Raw genomic sequence first — 13,716 nt, 5'->3', positions numbered from 1 at the left:
GGAGGCGGCCATGAGCGACCGGCCCGTCGTCGAGTCCGTGGACACGGCCGTCTACACCGTGCCCACCGACGCCCCCGAGGCCGACGGCACCCTCGCCTGGGACAGCACCACCCTCGTCCTGGTCACCGTCCGCGCCGGCGGCACGAACGGCCTCGGCTACACCTACGCCCCCGCGGCCGCCGCGCACGTCGTCGACGGCCTGCTCGCCGGCGCCGTCACCGGCACACCCGTCCACGACGTGCCGCGCGCCAACGAGGCGATGTGCCGGGCGGCCCGCAACGCGGGGCTGCCGGGAGTGGCCGCCCAGGCGGTCAGCGCCGTCGACATCGCCCTGTGGGACCTCAAGGCCCGCCTGCTGGGCCTGCCCCTCGTCGACCTGCTCGGCGCCGCCCGCGACGACGTGCCCGTCTACGGCAGCGGGGGCTTCACCACCTACGACGCCGACCGCCAGGACCGGCAGCTCCGCGGCTGGGCCGAGGACCAGGGCATCCCCCGGGTCAAGATCAAGATCGGCGAGTCCTGGGGCTCCCGCGAGGCCCGCGACCTGGAACGCGTCGGCCGCGCGCGGGCGAGCGTGGGCGAGACCGCCGAGCTGTTCGTGGACGCCAACGGCGCCTACTCCGGCGGACAGGCGGTCCGGGTCGCGAGCGCGCTCGCCGACGCGGGCGTGACCTGGTTCGAGGAGCCGGTCTCCTCCGACCACCTCACCCTGCTGGCCGACGTCCGCGGCCGGGTCCCCATGGACGTCACCGCCGGCGAGTACGGCTACACGCTGCCGTACTTCGAGCACATGCTGGCCGCCGGCGCCGTCGACTGCCTCCAGGCGGACATCACCCGGTGCGGCGGCGTCACCGTGTGGCTGCGCGCCGCCGCCCTCGCCCACGCCCGCGGGACCGCCGTCTCCGGGCACTGCGCGCCGCACGCGCACGCCCACGCCGCCGCCTCCGTGCCCAACCTGCGCCACCTGGAGTGGTTCCACGACCACGTCCGCGTCGAACGGCTCCTCTTCGACGGCGTCCTCGACCCCGGGGGCGGCTCCGTCACCCCGGGCGCCGACGGCGCGCCGGGTCTCGGGCTGACCCTGGCGGAGGAGCGCGCCCGGCCCTACCGGGTGGCCTGACACACCGCCAGCCCGCCGTACGAGAGGAGACACCATGCCCCCCACCGTCGTCATCACCGGTGCCAGCGCCGGGATCGGCCGCGCCACCGCCCGCCTGTACGGCCGGCGAGGCGCGAACGTCGTCCTGGTGGCGCGGGGCGAGGGCGGCCTGAGCAACGCGGCCGACGAGGTCGCGGTCCTCGGCGGACGGCCCCTGGTGCGGCCCGCCGACGTGGCCGACCCGGCCCAGGTCGAGGCCGTCGCGGACGCCGCCGAGAAGGAGTTCGGGCCGATCGACGTGTGGATCAACTGCGCCTTCGCGTCCGTGTTCGCGCCGTTCGACGAGATCGAGCCCGAGGAGTTCGTGCGCACCACCGAGACGACCTACCTGGGCTTCGTCAACGGCACCCGCACCGCGCTGAAGCGGATGCTGCCGCGCGACCGGGGCACGATCGTGCAGGTCGGCTCGGCGCTCGGGGAACGGTCCATCCCGCTGCAGTCGGCGTACTGCGGCGCCAAGCACGCCGTCAACGGCTTCACGTCCTCCGTCCGCCTCGAACTGCTGCACCGCGGCAGCAACGTGCACATCACCGTCGCGCAGATGCCCGGTGTCAACACGCCCCAGTTCGACTGGGTGCGTTCCCGGCTCGACAAGCACCCCATGCCGGTGCCGCCGATCTACCAGCCGGAGGTCGCCGCCCGGGGTGTGGCGTACGCGGCCGACCACCCGCGCCGCAAGCAGTACTACGTCGGCGCGTCCACCGTGGCCACCCTCTGGGCCAACCGCCTCGCCCCGGCCCTGCTCGACCGGTACCTCGCCCGCACCGGCTTCGGCTCCCAGGAGACCGACAGCGTCCCGCCGACCGGCCTGGACAACCTCTTCGAGCCCGCCGACCGGGCGCCCGAGGACGACCAGGGAGCCCACGGGGCCTTCGACGACATGGCGCACGGGCGTTCCTGGCAGGAGACTCTGGCCCGGCACCCGGCCGCCGCCGCCCTCGGCGCGAGCGCCGCCGTACTGGGCGCCGTACGCGGCATCCGCCACCTCACCTCCCCGCATCCCTAGAGTGGCCGTGTGCGACTGCTCCTGATGTCCGACACCCACCTGCCCAGGCGCGCGAAGCGGCTCCCGGACCCGCTGCTCGCCGAACTCCCGCGCGCCGACGTGGTTTTCCACGCCGGGGACTGGGTCGACACGGCCACCCTCGACCTGCTGGAGGACCGCAGCCGCCGGCTGGTCGCGGTGTACGGCAACAACGACGGCCCCGAACTGCGGGCCCGGCTCCCCGAGGTGGCGTACGCCGAACTGGGCGGCCTGCGCTTCGGCGTGGTCCACGAGACCGGTCCCGCGCGGGGCCGCGAGGCCCGGTGCGCCGCCCGCTTCCCGGAGCTGGACGTGCTGGTCTTCGGCCACAGCCACATCCCCTGGGACACCGTCGCCCCCGGCGGACTGCGGCTGCTCAACCCCGGCTCCCCGACCGACCGACGCCGCCAGCCGCACCACACCTACCTGACCGCGGCCGTCGCCGACGGCGCCCTCACCGACGTGACCCTGCACCGCATCACCTAGGCCGTGTCCGCGAAGTCGCGTCTGCGTCGCGACGCCCGGCACGCACTCTCGCCGCACCGGCCGAAAGCCCGAGTACACCCAGTACGAGGGCATCCGGCCGGCACTCCCCCAGCCTTCGGCCGGGGGGACCCCCAGAGCACGCACCGGACGCCGCGACGCCCGCCCTGCGGGCGAACGTCGCGACTTCGCGGACACGACCTAGGGCCTCTCGTCCCGGCCCGCCGTGGCAGGATGCGGCGATGACCTCCCGTCCCGCCGCACCGGTACCCGCCACCGCGCCCGCCGTCCCGGCCGCCGGCCGGATCGCGGCCGGCGAGCAGCCCGTACTGCCGCTGAGCGGCGAACTGGAGCTGCGGCCCTGGCGCCTCGACGACGCCGACGCGGGCGCCCTGCTCGCGGCCGGCCAGGACCCGGACATCAGCCACTGGAACCTCTTCACCGTCGGCAGCCGCGCGGAGGCCCGCGACCGCATAGCGCGCATGCACCAGCGCCGCACCGCCGGGACCGGCGCGGTCTGGGCCGTCGCGCCCCGCGGGGGCGCGGCGATCGGGCTCGCCGCGCTCAACGACGTCGACCCCGCGGACGGCTCCGCCGAGGTCGCCTACTGGGTGCTGCCCGCGGCGCGGGGCGGCGGCATCGCCGTCCTGGCCGCCCGGCGCCTGGGCCGGTGGGCCCTGGACGAGCTGGGACTGCGCCGGCTGACCCTGCGGCACTCGACCGCGAACCCGGCGTCCTGCCGGGTGGCCGAGAAGGCCGGCTACACCTACGAGGGAAGCCTGCGCGACGCCCTCGCCCACGCGGACGGCCGGCACGACGTCCACCTCCACACGCTGGTGGCCGGCTGACCCTCGCCCCCTCAGCGGCAGGTCACCTACGGCGTCCGCCGTGCGGCCGCCGGGTCCCGCGGCCGCGCCGCGAGCGGCCGCGGCGCCGGAGTCCGGCGGCGGCCAGCACCAGCAGGGCCAACGCCGCAGCGGCCGCGAGGCCGCGCTTGGCCACCGGGAGACCCGCCGTGCGCAGCAGGTCCAGGGGCTCCGGCTCCTGCCGTCCGGCGGCCGGCGCCGCCTCCTGCGCGGCGGGCCCGGGCTCCGGGCCGCGCAGCCGGTCGGCCAGGCACGCGGCGAACTGCCCCACCAGACGGTCGCCCACCTCGCCCAGTACGCCGCGCCCGAACTGCGCCGGACGACCGGTCACCTTGAGATCGGTGTCCACGGCCACGGCCGTGCCGCCGTCGCGCTCGCTCAGCACGGCGGTGACCGTCGCCCTGGCCGTGCCCTGCCCCCGGGTCTCCCGGCCGCTCGCCGCGAGCACCATCCGGTGGGCGACCGCGTCCTGCTCCTCGAAGACCGCGGTGCCCCGGTAGGTCACGGTGACCGGCCCCACCTTCACCTTCACCGAACCGGTCACGGTCTTGCCGTCGTACTCCTCCACCGTCGCGCCCGGCAGGCACGGCGCGACGCTCTCGATGTCGAGCAGTGCCCGCCAGGCCTCGTCGACGGGGACGGGGACGGTGAACTCGTGGTGCAGTTCCATCAGTTGCTCCTCGCACTCAGGGGGCGGCGGCCGGATGGATGGCCCCGGCGGTCGTGGTCAGCGGCGCGCCGCTGCCGCCCCAGCGCAGGGCGACGATCTCGGCGGCGACGGACACCGCCACCTCCTCCGGCGTCCGGGCCCCGAGATCCAGCCCGAGCGGCGAGCGCAGCCGGGCCAGTTCGGCCTCGGTGACACCGGACTCGGCCAGCCTTTCGCGCCGCTCGTCGTGGGTACGGCGACTGCCCATCGCCCCGATGTACGCGGCCGGCCGGCGCAACGCCTCCTCCAGCAGCGGCACGTCGAACTTCGGGTCGTGGGTGAGGACGCAGATCACCGTGCGCCCGTCGGTGCCGGTGGCGGCGAGATAGCGGTGCGGCCAGTCGACGACGACCTCCACGCCCTCCGGGAAGCGCTTCGGCGTGGCGAAGACCGGCCGGGCGTCGCAGACGGTGACCCGGTAGCCGAGGAAGGCGCCGATACGGGCCACGGCGGCCGCGTAGTCGATCGCCCCGAAGACCAGCATCCGCGGCGGCGGCGCGAACGACTGCAGGAACACCGTGACGGCGTCCTCGCGACGCTCCCCGTGCGGCCCGTAGTGCCTCAGCCCCGAGGCGCCGAGGGCGAGTTCACCGCGCGCGTCGGCGGTGACCGCCACATCGAGACCGGCCGCGCCCAGGGTGCCCTCGACGCCGTCCGGCCAGACCGCCCGGGCGGCCCCGCGCGGTGCGGGCCCGTCGACCACCGTGGCCACGGTCACCGGCTCGCCCGCGGCCACGGACGCCGCGACCCGGCCGAACCCCGGGTCCGAACCGGGCGTCACCGGCCGCACCAGCAGGGTGATCTCGCCGCCGCAGGTCAGCCCGACGGCGAACGCGTCCTCGTCGCTGTACCCGAAGGTCACCAGCCGCGACTCGCCGCTCGCCACCACCTCCTGGGCGAGTTCGAACACCGCCCCCTCCACACAGCCCCCGGACACACTGCCCACGACCTCGTCGTCCGGGCCCACGGCCATCGAGGCGCCCGGGCCGCGCGGCGCGCTGCGGCTGACCGCGACGACCGTGGCCAGCCCGAACGGCACCCCCGCCCGGTACCAGCGCTCCAGCGCCGGGAGGATCTCACGCACCTTCCGCTCCCTTCATCGGCACCCGGCCGTCCGCGGCCCCGCGCACCACCGCCGCCAGTCGTTCCAGCGCCGCGAGACTGTGCCCCTCGACGAACGCGTCCACGCTCGGCAGCGCGGCCGCCATCCCGGCGGCCAGCGGCGCGTAACCGGGCCGGGCCTTGCGCGGGTTGGCCCAGATCACCTGGTGGGCGAGGGCGTGCAGCCGGCGCATCTGCGCCCCGAGCAGCTCCGGATCGCCCCGCTCCCACCCGTCCGAGAGCAGCACCACCACGGCGCCGCGCGCCATGCCCCGCTGCCCCCAGCGGTTCAGGAACTCCCGCAGCAGCTCACCCAGCCGGGTGCCACCGCGCCAGTCCGGCACGGCCGCCGCGAGCGCCGCCATCGCGAGGTCCGGGTCGCGGTGCGACAGTTCCCGGGTCGCCCGGGTCAGCCGGGTGCCGATCGTGAAGACCTCGGTGCGGCCCCCGCGCACCGCCGCGTGCGCGAACCGCAGCAGCGCGTCGGCGTACGGCGCCATCGAGCCGCTCACGTCGACGAGCAGCACGACCCGCCGGGGCTGCTCCACCCGCGCGTGCCGCCGCAGCCGGGCCGGTTCCCCGCCGCGCCGCAGCAGCTCCCGCACGGTGCGGCGCGGGTCGACCCGCCCGCGCCGTGCGGGCCGCCGCCGGGCCGAGCGCCTGCTCTGCCCCCGCAGCGCGAACGCGGCCAGCAGACGGCGCAGTTGAGCCCGCTCGGCGGGGTCCAGGTCCGCGACGTCGCGGTGCCGCAGCACCTCGGCGGAGCTGGCGAGCGTGACCGCCGGCGGCCCGTGCGGCTCGTCCTCGCCGGGTGCGCGGGGCACGGCGGACGCCTGCCGGGCCACCAGGCGCAGCCGGGGCGGGGGAGCGGACCGCACCGCGCGCGCGGGGGGCTCGCCGGGCGATCCGAAGTACGCCGTGAACACCCGCTCGTACCGCGCCAGATCGTCGTGTCCGCCGCACAGCGTCGCCCGTCCCGCCCAGTACACGTCGGCCCGTGCCCCCGGCCGCAGCACGGCCACGGCACGCAGGAACGCGTGCACCCGCTCGCTACTGGCCTCGAGCCCGGCGGCCCGCAGGGCCCGCACGAACCCGAGCAGCACGGCATCGGCCCCGAGCGGCCCGTCGCCCGCGCCGTTCGGCCCGTCGCCACCCGCCCGGGGTGGCGCGCCGCTCGTCGGGCGGGGACCCGGTGGGCGGTGCGGAGGGCTGTCCGGCGTGTGCATCGCGGTCACGTCCCCCGGGCCGCCAGGACCGCGGTCAGGTCCAGGCCCCGCGCGCGGTCCGCGTCCTCGCGGTACTTCAGGGCCGAGCCCAGAGTCGCCACGGCCAGTTCCGCGTCCACCTCCGTCGCCCCGAGCGCGTCCAGCGCCTCGGCCCAGTCGATCGTCTCGGCCACCCCCGGCGGCTTGAGCAGGTCCGCGCCGCGCAACGTCTGGACGAGCGCGGTGACCTGCTCGGCCAGCCGCGCCGAGACCCCCGGCAGCCGGCGGCGCACGATGGCCAGCTCGCGGGCGAAGGAGGGGTGGTCGAACCAGTGGTACAGGCACCGCCGCTTGAGCGCGTCGTGCACCTCCCGCGTCCGGTTGGAGGTCAGCACCACCACCGGCGGCTCCTCGGCCCGCAGCGTGCCCAGTTCGGGGATGGTCACGGAGTACTCCGACAGCAGCTCCAGCAGGAACGCCTCGAACTCGTCGTCGGCCCGGTCGATCTCGTCGACGAGGAGCACCGAGGGATGGGTCTGCAGCGCCCGCAGCAGCGGCCGGGCGATCAGGAAGCGCCGGTCGTACAGCTCGCTCTCCAGCCGGTCCGCGTCCCGCACCCCGGCCGCCTCCGCGGCCCGCAGGTGCAGCAACTGGCGCGGGAAGTCCCAGTCGTACAGGGCCTGCGCGGCGTCGATCCCCTCGTGGCACTGCAGCCGGATCAGCGGCGCGCCCAGCGCCTCGGCGAGGGCGGAGGCGAGCGCGGTCTTGCCCACGCCCGCGTCGCCCTCGCAGAACAGCGGCCGGTGCAGTCGCAGCGCCAGGAAGCAGGTGACGGCCAGCCCCTCGTCGACGAGGTACCCCGTCTCCTCCAGCCGGGCCCGCACCTGCTCCGGGTCGTCCATCCGGGTGATCGGCGCTCACCCCATTCCGGTGGCGGTCAGCACCGCCCGCCTGGTCAGCACCCGCGCCAGGTGCTGCCGGTACTCGGGCGTGGCGGCCAGGTCCTGCGACGGTTCGGTGCCCTCGGCCGCCGCCTCGGCGGCCCGGGCCACGGCCTCGGGCCCGTCGGCGCCGGCGAGCGCCTCCTCGGCCGCCGCGGCCCGCAGCGGGGTGGCGCCCATGTTGGTCAGACCGACGCGCGCCTCGGCGATGTGCCCGTCGTCGCGGCGTACGAGCGCCGCGACCCCGACGATGGCCCAGGACTGGGCGACCGGGTGGAACTTCTCGTAGTGGAAGCTCCAGCCGTCCGTCTTCGGGATCCGCACCTCCACGAGGAGTTCGTCCGGCGCGAGCGCCGACTGGAGGTAGTCGACGAAGAACTCCCGGGCCGGGATCGTACGCCGACCGCCCGGGCCGACGACGACCAGCTCCGCGTCCAGGGCCAGGGCCACGGCGGGCAGGTCGCCGGCCGGGTCCGCGTGCGCGAGCGAGCCGCCGAGGGTGCCACGGTGCCGTACGGCGGGATCGGCCACGGTGGCCGTGGCCTCGGCGAGCAGACCGGCGTGCCGGCGCACCAGCGGGTCGTGGACCACCTCGTGGTGCGTGGTCATCGCCCCGATGGCCAGTGTGCCGCCGTCCTCCCGGACGCCGCGCAGCTCCGGGATCCGGCCGACGTCCACCACCAGCTCCGGGAAGGCCAGCCGCAGCCGCAGCAGCGGCAGCAGGCTCTGCCCGCCGGCCAGCACCTTCGCGTCCTCGCCGGCGTCGGCGAGCGCGCGCACCGCCTCGTCGACGCTCGTCGGACGGGTGTACTCGAACGCGGGGGGAATCATGCCGAACCCTCCTCTCCGGACGGGCCGTACTGCCCGACGTCGCCCGCCTGGGCCGCCTGCCCGGACTGGCCCGACTGCGCGGGGCCCGTCCCGCCGGCCTGCTCGGCCACGTTCGCGGCACCGGACCGCGCGGCCCGGATCGCCTGCCACACCCGGTGCGGCGAACACGGCATCCGGACCTCCCGCACGCCCAGCGGCCGCAGCGCGTCGATCACGGCGTTCACCACGGCCGGGGTCGAGGCGATCGTGCCCGCCTCGCCGACTCCCTTGACCCCCATGGAGTTGGAGGCCGCCGGCGTCTCCGTCCGGTCGGTCACGAAGTGCGGCAGGTCCGCCGCCGAGGGCACCAGGTAGTCGGCCATGGTGCCGGAGACCAGGTTGCCGTCGTCGTCGTACACGGCCTCCTCGAACAGCGCCTGGGCGATGCCCTGGGCGAGCCCGCCGTGCACCTGCCCCTCCACGATCATCGGGTTGACCACCCGGCCGACGTCGTCGACGCAGACGTAGCTGCGGATCCGGGTCTTGCCGGTCTCCGTGTCCACCTCGACCGCGCACAGGTGGGTGCCGTGCGGGTAGGAGAAGTTCTCCGGGTCGAGCACGGTCTCCGCGTTGATGGACGGCTCCACGCCGTCGGGCAGGTCGTGCGAGGTGAAGGCCTCGAAGGCGATCTCCTGGATGGTCTTGCGGGCTTCCGGGGACCCCTTCACGGAGAACGCGCCGTCCCTGAAGTCCAGGTCCTGCTCGCTCGCCTCCAGCAGGTGGGCCGCGACCTTGCGGGCCTTCTCCACGACCTTGACCGCGGCACGGTGCACGGCCTCGCCGCCGACGGACAGCGAGCGCGAGCCGTAGGTGTCCATGCCCTGCGGGGCGGCCCTGGTGTCGCCGTGCACCACCTCGACGTCCTCGAACGGCACGCCGAGGACGTCGGCCGCGATCTGGCTCCAGCAGGTCACGTGGCCCTGGCCGTGCGGGCTGGTGCCGGTGACGACCTCGACCTTGCCGGTGGGCAGCATGCGGATGCTCGCCGCCTCCCAGCCGCCGGCCGAGTACCGCAGGTCGCGCAGCACCCGGCTCGGCGCGAGACCGCACATCTCGGTGAAGGTCGACACCCCGATGCCCAGGCGTACGGTGTCGCCGCGCTCCTCGCGCTTGCGCTGCTCGGCGCGCAGGTCGTCGTAGCCGAACAGGCCGAGGGCCTTGTCGGTGGCCGCCTCGTAGTCGCCGCTGTCGTAGGTCAGTCCGGCGATGGTGGTGTACGGGAACTCGTCGTGCCGGATCCAGTTGCGGCGCCGTACCTCCACCGGGTCGAGGCCGAGCTCGTGGGCGAGTTCGTCCATGGTCCGCTCGATGGCGAACGTGGCCTCGGGGCGGCCGGCGCCCCGGTAGGCGTCGGTCGGGGTGCGGGTGGTGAACACGCCGGTGCAGTTGAACTCGTAGGAGTCCATCTTGTAGATCGCCGGGTACATGAAAGCGCCGAGGATCGGGATGCCCGGGGTGACGAGCATCAGGTAGGCGCCCATGTCGGCGAGCAGGTCGACCTTCAGGCCCAGCAGCCTGCCCTCGGCGGTGGCCGCGACCTCGACGTCCTGGATCATGCCGCGGCCGTGGTGCGTGGCGAGGTAGCCCTCCGAGCGGGACTCGGTCCACTTGACCGGGCGGCCGAGCCGGCGGGCGACGGTGAGCGCGAGCGCCTCCTCGCCGTAGACCTGGAGCTTGGAGCCGAAGCCGCCGCCCACGTCCGGGGCGACCACCCGCAGTTTCTGCTCGGGGATGCCGGTGACCACGGCCAGCATGACCCGCAGGATGTGCGGGATCTGCGTCGCGGAGTACACCGTGTACTCGCCGGAGGCGGCCAGCGGGGTGACGACGACCGCGCGCGGCTCCATGGCGTTGGGGATCAGCCGCTGCTGGTGGTAGCGGCGCTTCAGGATCACCTCGGCGCGCTCGCGCACCGCGTCGAAGCTCTCGCCGGTGGCGAGCGGCCAGGTGTAGCAGCGGTTGGTGCCCTTGTCGGCGTGGACCTGCGGGGAGTCCTCGGCGAGCGCGGCCTCCAGGTCGAGGACCGGGGGCAGCGGCTCGTAGTCGACCTCGATCGCCTCCAGCGCGTCGGCCGCGGCGTACCGGTCGCGGGCCACCACGACCGCCACCGGGTCTCCGGCGTACCGCACCTCGTCCACGGCGATCGGCGGGTGGTCGGGCAGCACGATGTCCTCGGTCACCGGCCAGGCGCAGGGCAGCGAGCCGAGCCCCTCGGCGAGGTCGGCGCCGCTGAACGCCGCCACGACACCGGGGCGTTCCCGGGCGGGGGACACGTCGACCGAGGTGATCCGGGCGTGGGCCATCGGGCTGCGCAGGACGGCCATGTGCAGCAGCCCGGCGACCTGGATGTTGTCGGTCCAGTTCGTCTGGCCGGTGATCAGCCGGGCGTCCTCCTTGCGCAGCCGGGAGCGGCCGATCTCGCGTTCGACGGCCTGGTCGGTCATGCCGTGGCCTCCTCGGTGACCTGTTGCCCGGAGGCGGCCAGGACCGCGCGGACGATGTTCTGGTAACCGGTGCAGCGGCAGAGGTTGCCCTCCAGGGCCTCCCGGACCTCGCCGGCCGTGGGGCGCGGGTTCTCGCGCAGCAGGTCGCGCGACGCCATGATCATGCCGGGGGTGCAGTAGCCGCACTGCAGGCCGTGCCGCTCGTGGAACGCGCGCTGCAGCGGCGTCCACTCGCCGTCCTCCGCCAGCCCCTGCACGGTGGTCACGACGCCGCCGTCCGCCTGCACGGCCAGCACCGAGCAACTCTTGACGGTCGCGCCGTCCAGGTCGACCGTGCACGCCCCGCAGTTGGAGGTGTCGCAGCCGATGGTGGTGCCGGTGAGACCGAGGCGGTCACGCAGATAGTGGGCCAGGAGCAGACGGGGTTCCACGTCGTCCTCGTAGGCCGTGCCGTCCACGTTCACCTTGATGTGGGTCATGCGCCCTCCAGACCGTGCGGGCAGGAGTGAAAGCTGGGTAAATCCGTCAGACTGACGTGACGTAGGTCACTCTAAGGCGGCGCACGGGACCCGGCGAGTGCTGCGGCACTTGGATTGTTGAGTGTTAGACCGATGTGCAGGTGGGGCACGGCCTCCGGGGGGCTCGGGGGAGCCCCGGGGCGTGTGTCGCTCAGCTTCCGCCCGGACCCGTCCAGCCGTCCTGGACGTGCCCCAGGCGGACGCGCTGCGGATGGTCGCCGACCGGGACCGACGTCACCTTCCGGCCGGTGGCGAAGTCGATCGCGGTGACCTGGTCGGCGCCGGACTCGGAGACCACGCAGTCCTTGCCGTCGCCGCTGACCGTGGCCCAGTACGGCTTGGACGCGGTGACCAGCGGCCCCTCCTGGAGGGTGGCGCGGTCGACCACCGTGGCGTAGTCGTCCATGGTGCCCGCCACGCACAGCCTGGTGCCCTCGGGGTTCATCGAGAGCCCGTGGTGGCGCGAGTCGTTGACCCAGGTGGTGCGGTCCGGGCTGGTCGCCGGGTTCTTCGGCAGGGTCTTCATCCGGGTGATCTTGTCGGCGGCGACGTCGTACTCCAGGAAGCCGTTGAAGAACGACACCTGGAAGTACAGCTTGGACTCGTCGGGGGAGAACACGGCGGGACGCACGGCGTCGGAGAAGTCCTTCAGTCCGTACGCGTCGAGCCGCTGACGCATGTCGACGACCTTCACCTGCTTGAAGGTCGTCGCGTCCACGACCGTGATGTGCCGGTCGCCCTTCGTCCAGTCCCAGACCGGGTCGTCCAGGGCGGTGTTGACGTCGCCGATGGACATGTTCCAGATGTACTTGCCGTCCCTGGTGAAGATGTTCTCGTGCGGCTTGTCGCCGGTCGGGAACGAGCCGAGCTGTCTGCCGGTCCCGATGTCCAGCACGTGCACGGTGTTCGCGGTCGACGCGGACACCGCGACGCGGGTGCCGTCCGGCGAGACGGCCATGTGGTCGGCACGGTAGCCGGACACGGCGAAGCGCCAGTTGAGCTTGCCGGTGGCCAGGTCGATCGAGACGACGTCCGCGAAGCTGGGGCGGGACACCACGACGGAGCGGCCGTCCGGGGTGGAGTACATGTCGTCGGCGAACTGGTCGTGGCCCTCGCCCACGCTGTTGCGGATGGCCTGGAAGTAGATCCACCGGATCGGGTCCGCGTTGATCTCCGCCATCCGCTGGGCCTTGTCCGGGATCACGTCGATCCGGCCGATCTTCGCGAAGTCGCCGGAGGACCTGATCACGTCGGCGGTGCCGTCCCAGTTGTTGCCGACGAACAGCACCTCCCGCAGACCGGCGGCGTCCGACGCGGTGGCGGTTGCGGAGGCGGCGGTCGCCGGGCCGGCGAGGGTCAGCGCGAGGGCGGCGGCCATGGAGCAAAGGTGCCTGGTTCTCGAGGCAGGCATGACTGCTCTCTTTCCTCGGGGAATCTGAACACGGGCGCTTTCACTGTGAACTTACTGAAAAGTAAGGAAGGGGCGGCCTTCTCGACAAGATGTGTGCACGACAAGATTGGGGGAGTGGTGGCAGCGGTCGGGGCGGCAGGGGGGCAGGGTTGACGGGCAGGCTCAGGGCGCCGACGGGCCGCTACGGCGGCAGGTCCGCCGAGGAGCGGCAGGCCGAGCGGCGCCGCCGCTTCCTGGACGCCGCGCTGCGGCTGTTCGGCGGCGACCCCGGCTACCGGGCGACCACGGTGGCCGCCCTGAGCCAGGCCGCGGGCCTGTCCACCCGCCAGTTCTACGAGGAGTTCCGCACCCTCGAGGACGTCCTCGCCGCGCTGCACCTGGAGGTCAACGGCCTCGCGGAACGGGCCGTGCTGGACGCGCTCGCGGCGGCGGAGGGGCTGCCGCTGGCCGAACGGGTCGCCGTGCTGTTCCGCGCCTACGCCCGCGACGTCACCAGCGACCCGCGCCGCATCCGCATCGCCTTCGTGGAGATCATCGGCGTCAGCGCCCGGCTGGAGGAGCAGCGGCTCGCCCGCCGCGCCCGCTGGGTCGACCTGATCCGCGCGGAGGCCGACGCGGCGGCGGCCCGCGGGGAGGCGGCGGTACGCGACTACCGCCTCGCGGCCACCGCCTTCATCGGCAGCGTCAACGGCCTGCTGCACGACTGGAGCAGCGGCTGGGTGGACGCGACCCTGGACGACGTCGTGGACGAACTCGTCCGCCAGCTCCTGGGCATCCTCCGCCCGGAGGGGTGGCGGGCCGGAGGGGGGTGAGGGGGGAGGGGACGCGAGCGTCGGTCGCGGCTGCGGGGGCTTCCGGCCCCACCCCATGTCGACGGGGGGCTCCGGCCTGGCCGAGTGCGGTCACGGAGCACCGTCCGGCCCTGTCGACGACGAGACGTGCCCGGCCCGGGCCGGGCAAGCCGGGCGCTGGTGAGACGGGGTTC

The 13,716-nt window shown here is 74.5% G+C and carries 13 protein-coding genes; 5 read left to right on the top strand and 8 right to left on the bottom strand.

The window, feature by feature from the left end; all coding sequences use genetic code 11:
* The first annotated feature begins 10 nt into the window (after positions 1 to 10).
* From ACZ7JA_RS22900 to ACZ7JA_RS22885, 4 genes are all read left to right on the top strand, one after another.
* Positions 11 to 1,120 (top strand): enolase C-terminal domain-like protein, encoded by a 1,110-nt coding sequence (locus tag ACZ7JA_RS22900; protein WP_450746409.1) that lies wholly within the window; start codon positions 11 to 13, stop codon positions 1,118 to 1,120.
* Between the two features lie 34 nt (positions 1,121 to 1,154).
* Positions 1,155 to 2,165 carry an SDR family oxidoreductase gene (locus ACZ7JA_RS22895; RefSeq protein ID WP_389301839.1) on the top strand — a complete coding sequence of 337 codons (1,011 nt, stop codon included), beginning with the start codon at positions 1,155 to 1,157 and terminating at the stop codon, positions 2,163 to 2,165.
* A gap of 9 nt (positions 2,166 to 2,174) precedes the next feature.
* The gene (locus ACZ7JA_RS22890) at positions 2,175 to 2,669 is read left to right on the top strand and encodes a metallophosphoesterase family protein (RefSeq protein WP_351672636.1); all 495 of its coding nucleotides are present in this window, start codon (positions 2,175 to 2,177) and stop codon (positions 2,667 to 2,669) included.
* Between the two features lie 239 nt (positions 2,670 to 2,908).
* Positions 2,909 to 3,514, top strand: a complete 606-nt coding sequence (locus ACZ7JA_RS22885) for a GNAT family N-acetyltransferase (RefSeq protein WP_470810082.1) — start codon at positions 2,909 to 2,911, stop codon at positions 3,512 to 3,514.
* Between the two features lie 22 nt (positions 3,515 to 3,536).
* On the opposite strand, the gene ACZ7JA_RS22880 is transcribed toward ACZ7JA_RS22885, so the two are convergent.
* The 8 genes from ACZ7JA_RS22880 to ACZ7JA_RS22845 form a co-directional block, all read right to left on the bottom strand.
* Positions 3,537 to 4,202, bottom strand: a complete 666-nt coding sequence (locus ACZ7JA_RS22880; protein ID WP_351673631.1) for an SRPBCC family protein — start codon at positions 4,200 to 4,202, stop codon at positions 3,537 to 3,539.
* A gap of 16 nt (positions 4,203 to 4,218) precedes the next feature.
* Positions 4,219 to 5,325, bottom strand: coding sequence for an XdhC family protein (locus ACZ7JA_RS22875; protein ID WP_351673633.1), 1,107 nt, complete (start codon positions 5,323 to 5,325; stop codon positions 4,219 to 4,221).
* Positions 5,318 to 6,445, bottom strand: a complete 1,128-nt coding sequence (locus tag ACZ7JA_RS22870; protein WP_470810079.1) for a vWA domain-containing protein — start codon at positions 6,443 to 6,445, stop codon at positions 5,318 to 5,320. Before ACZ7JA_RS22870 ends, ACZ7JA_RS22875 begins: the two co-directional genes overlap by 8 nt.
* 128 nt (positions 6,446 to 6,573) lie before the next feature.
* Positions 6,574 to 7,449 carry an AAA family ATPase gene (locus ACZ7JA_RS22865; protein ID WP_351673637.1) on the bottom strand — a complete coding sequence of 292 codons (876 nt, stop codon included), beginning with the start codon at positions 7,447 to 7,449 and terminating at the stop codon, positions 6,574 to 6,576.
* A 15-nt stretch (positions 7,450 to 7,464) separates the two neighbouring features.
* The gene (locus ACZ7JA_RS22860) at positions 7,465 to 8,319 is read right to left on the bottom strand and encodes an FAD binding domain-containing protein (protein WP_351673639.1); all 855 of its coding nucleotides are present in this window, start codon (positions 8,317 to 8,319) and stop codon (positions 7,465 to 7,467) included.
* Entirely contained in the window at positions 8,316 to 10,802 is a 2,487-nt protein-coding gene (locus ACZ7JA_RS22855; RefSeq protein WP_470810076.1) for a xanthine dehydrogenase family protein molybdopterin-binding subunit, read from the bottom strand. The genes ACZ7JA_RS22860 and ACZ7JA_RS22855 overlap by 4 nt, the downstream gene beginning before the upstream one ends.
* A complete protein-coding gene (locus ACZ7JA_RS22850) occupies positions 10,799 to 11,281 on the bottom strand; it encodes a (2Fe-2S)-binding protein (protein ID WP_389301858.1) in 483 nt (160 codons plus the stop codon). Before ACZ7JA_RS22850 ends, ACZ7JA_RS22855 begins: the two co-directional genes overlap by 4 nt.
* Positions 11,282 to 11,471: 190 nt before the next feature.
* A complete protein-coding gene (locus tag ACZ7JA_RS22845) occupies positions 11,472 to 12,731 on the bottom strand; it encodes a YncE family protein (RefSeq protein WP_470810073.1) in 1,260 nt (419 codons plus the stop codon).
* Between the two features lie 149 nt (positions 12,732 to 12,880).
* Here ACZ7JA_RS22845 and ACZ7JA_RS22840 point away from each other — a divergent pair, with 149 nt between their 5' ends.
* The gene (locus ACZ7JA_RS22840) at positions 12,881 to 13,543 is read left to right on the top strand and encodes a TetR/AcrR family transcriptional regulator (protein ID WP_393433016.1); all 663 of its coding nucleotides are present in this window, start codon (positions 12,881 to 12,883) and stop codon (positions 13,541 to 13,543) included.
* The last annotated feature ends 173 nt before the right edge of the window (positions 13,544 to 13,716 follow it).

This window comes from Streptomyces sp. NPDC038135 (genome assembly GCF_055601245.1).
The sequence above is the reverse complement of the archived record's forward strand: the minus strand, read 5'-3'. Positions and strand labels throughout refer to the sequence as shown.

What these genes read in the sequence shown, in the direction of transcription:
- ACZ7JA_RS22900 (WP_450746409.1), top strand. Translation starts at nt 11, where the DNA reads ATGAGCGACCGGCCCGTCGTCGAGTCCGTGGACACGGCCGTCTACACC.
- ACZ7JA_RS22895 (WP_389301839.1), top strand. Translation starts at nt 1,155, where the DNA reads ATGCCCCCCACCGTCGTCATCACCGGTGCCAGCGCCGGGATCGGCCGC.
- ACZ7JA_RS22885 (WP_470810082.1), top strand. Translation starts at nt 2,909, where the DNA reads ATGACCTCCCGTCCCGCCGCACCGGTACCCGCCACCGCGCCCGCCGTC.
- ACZ7JA_RS22880 (WP_351673631.1), bottom strand. Translation starts at nt 4,202, where the DNA reads ATGGAACTGCACCACGAGTTCACCGTCCCCGTCCCCGTCGACGAGGCC.
- ACZ7JA_RS22865 (WP_351673637.1), bottom strand. Translation starts at nt 7,449, where the DNA reads ATGGACGACCCGGAGCAGGTGCGGGCCCGGCTGGAGGAGACGGGGTAC.
- ACZ7JA_RS22860 (WP_351673639.1), bottom strand. Translation starts at nt 8,319, where the DNA reads ATGATTCCCCCCGCGTTCGAGTACACCCGTCCGACGAGCGTCGACGAG.
- ACZ7JA_RS22855 (WP_470810076.1), bottom strand. Translation starts at nt 10,802, where the DNA reads ATGACCGACCAGGCCGTCGAACGCGAGATCGGCCGCTCCCGGCTGCGC.
- ACZ7JA_RS22850 (WP_389301858.1), bottom strand. Translation starts at nt 11,281, where the DNA reads ATGACCCACATCAAGGTGAACGTGGACGGCACGGCCTACGAGGACGAC.
- ACZ7JA_RS22845 (WP_470810073.1), bottom strand. Translation starts at nt 12,731, where the DNA reads ATGCCTGCCTCGAGAACCAGGCACCTTTGCTCCATGGCCGCCGCCCTC.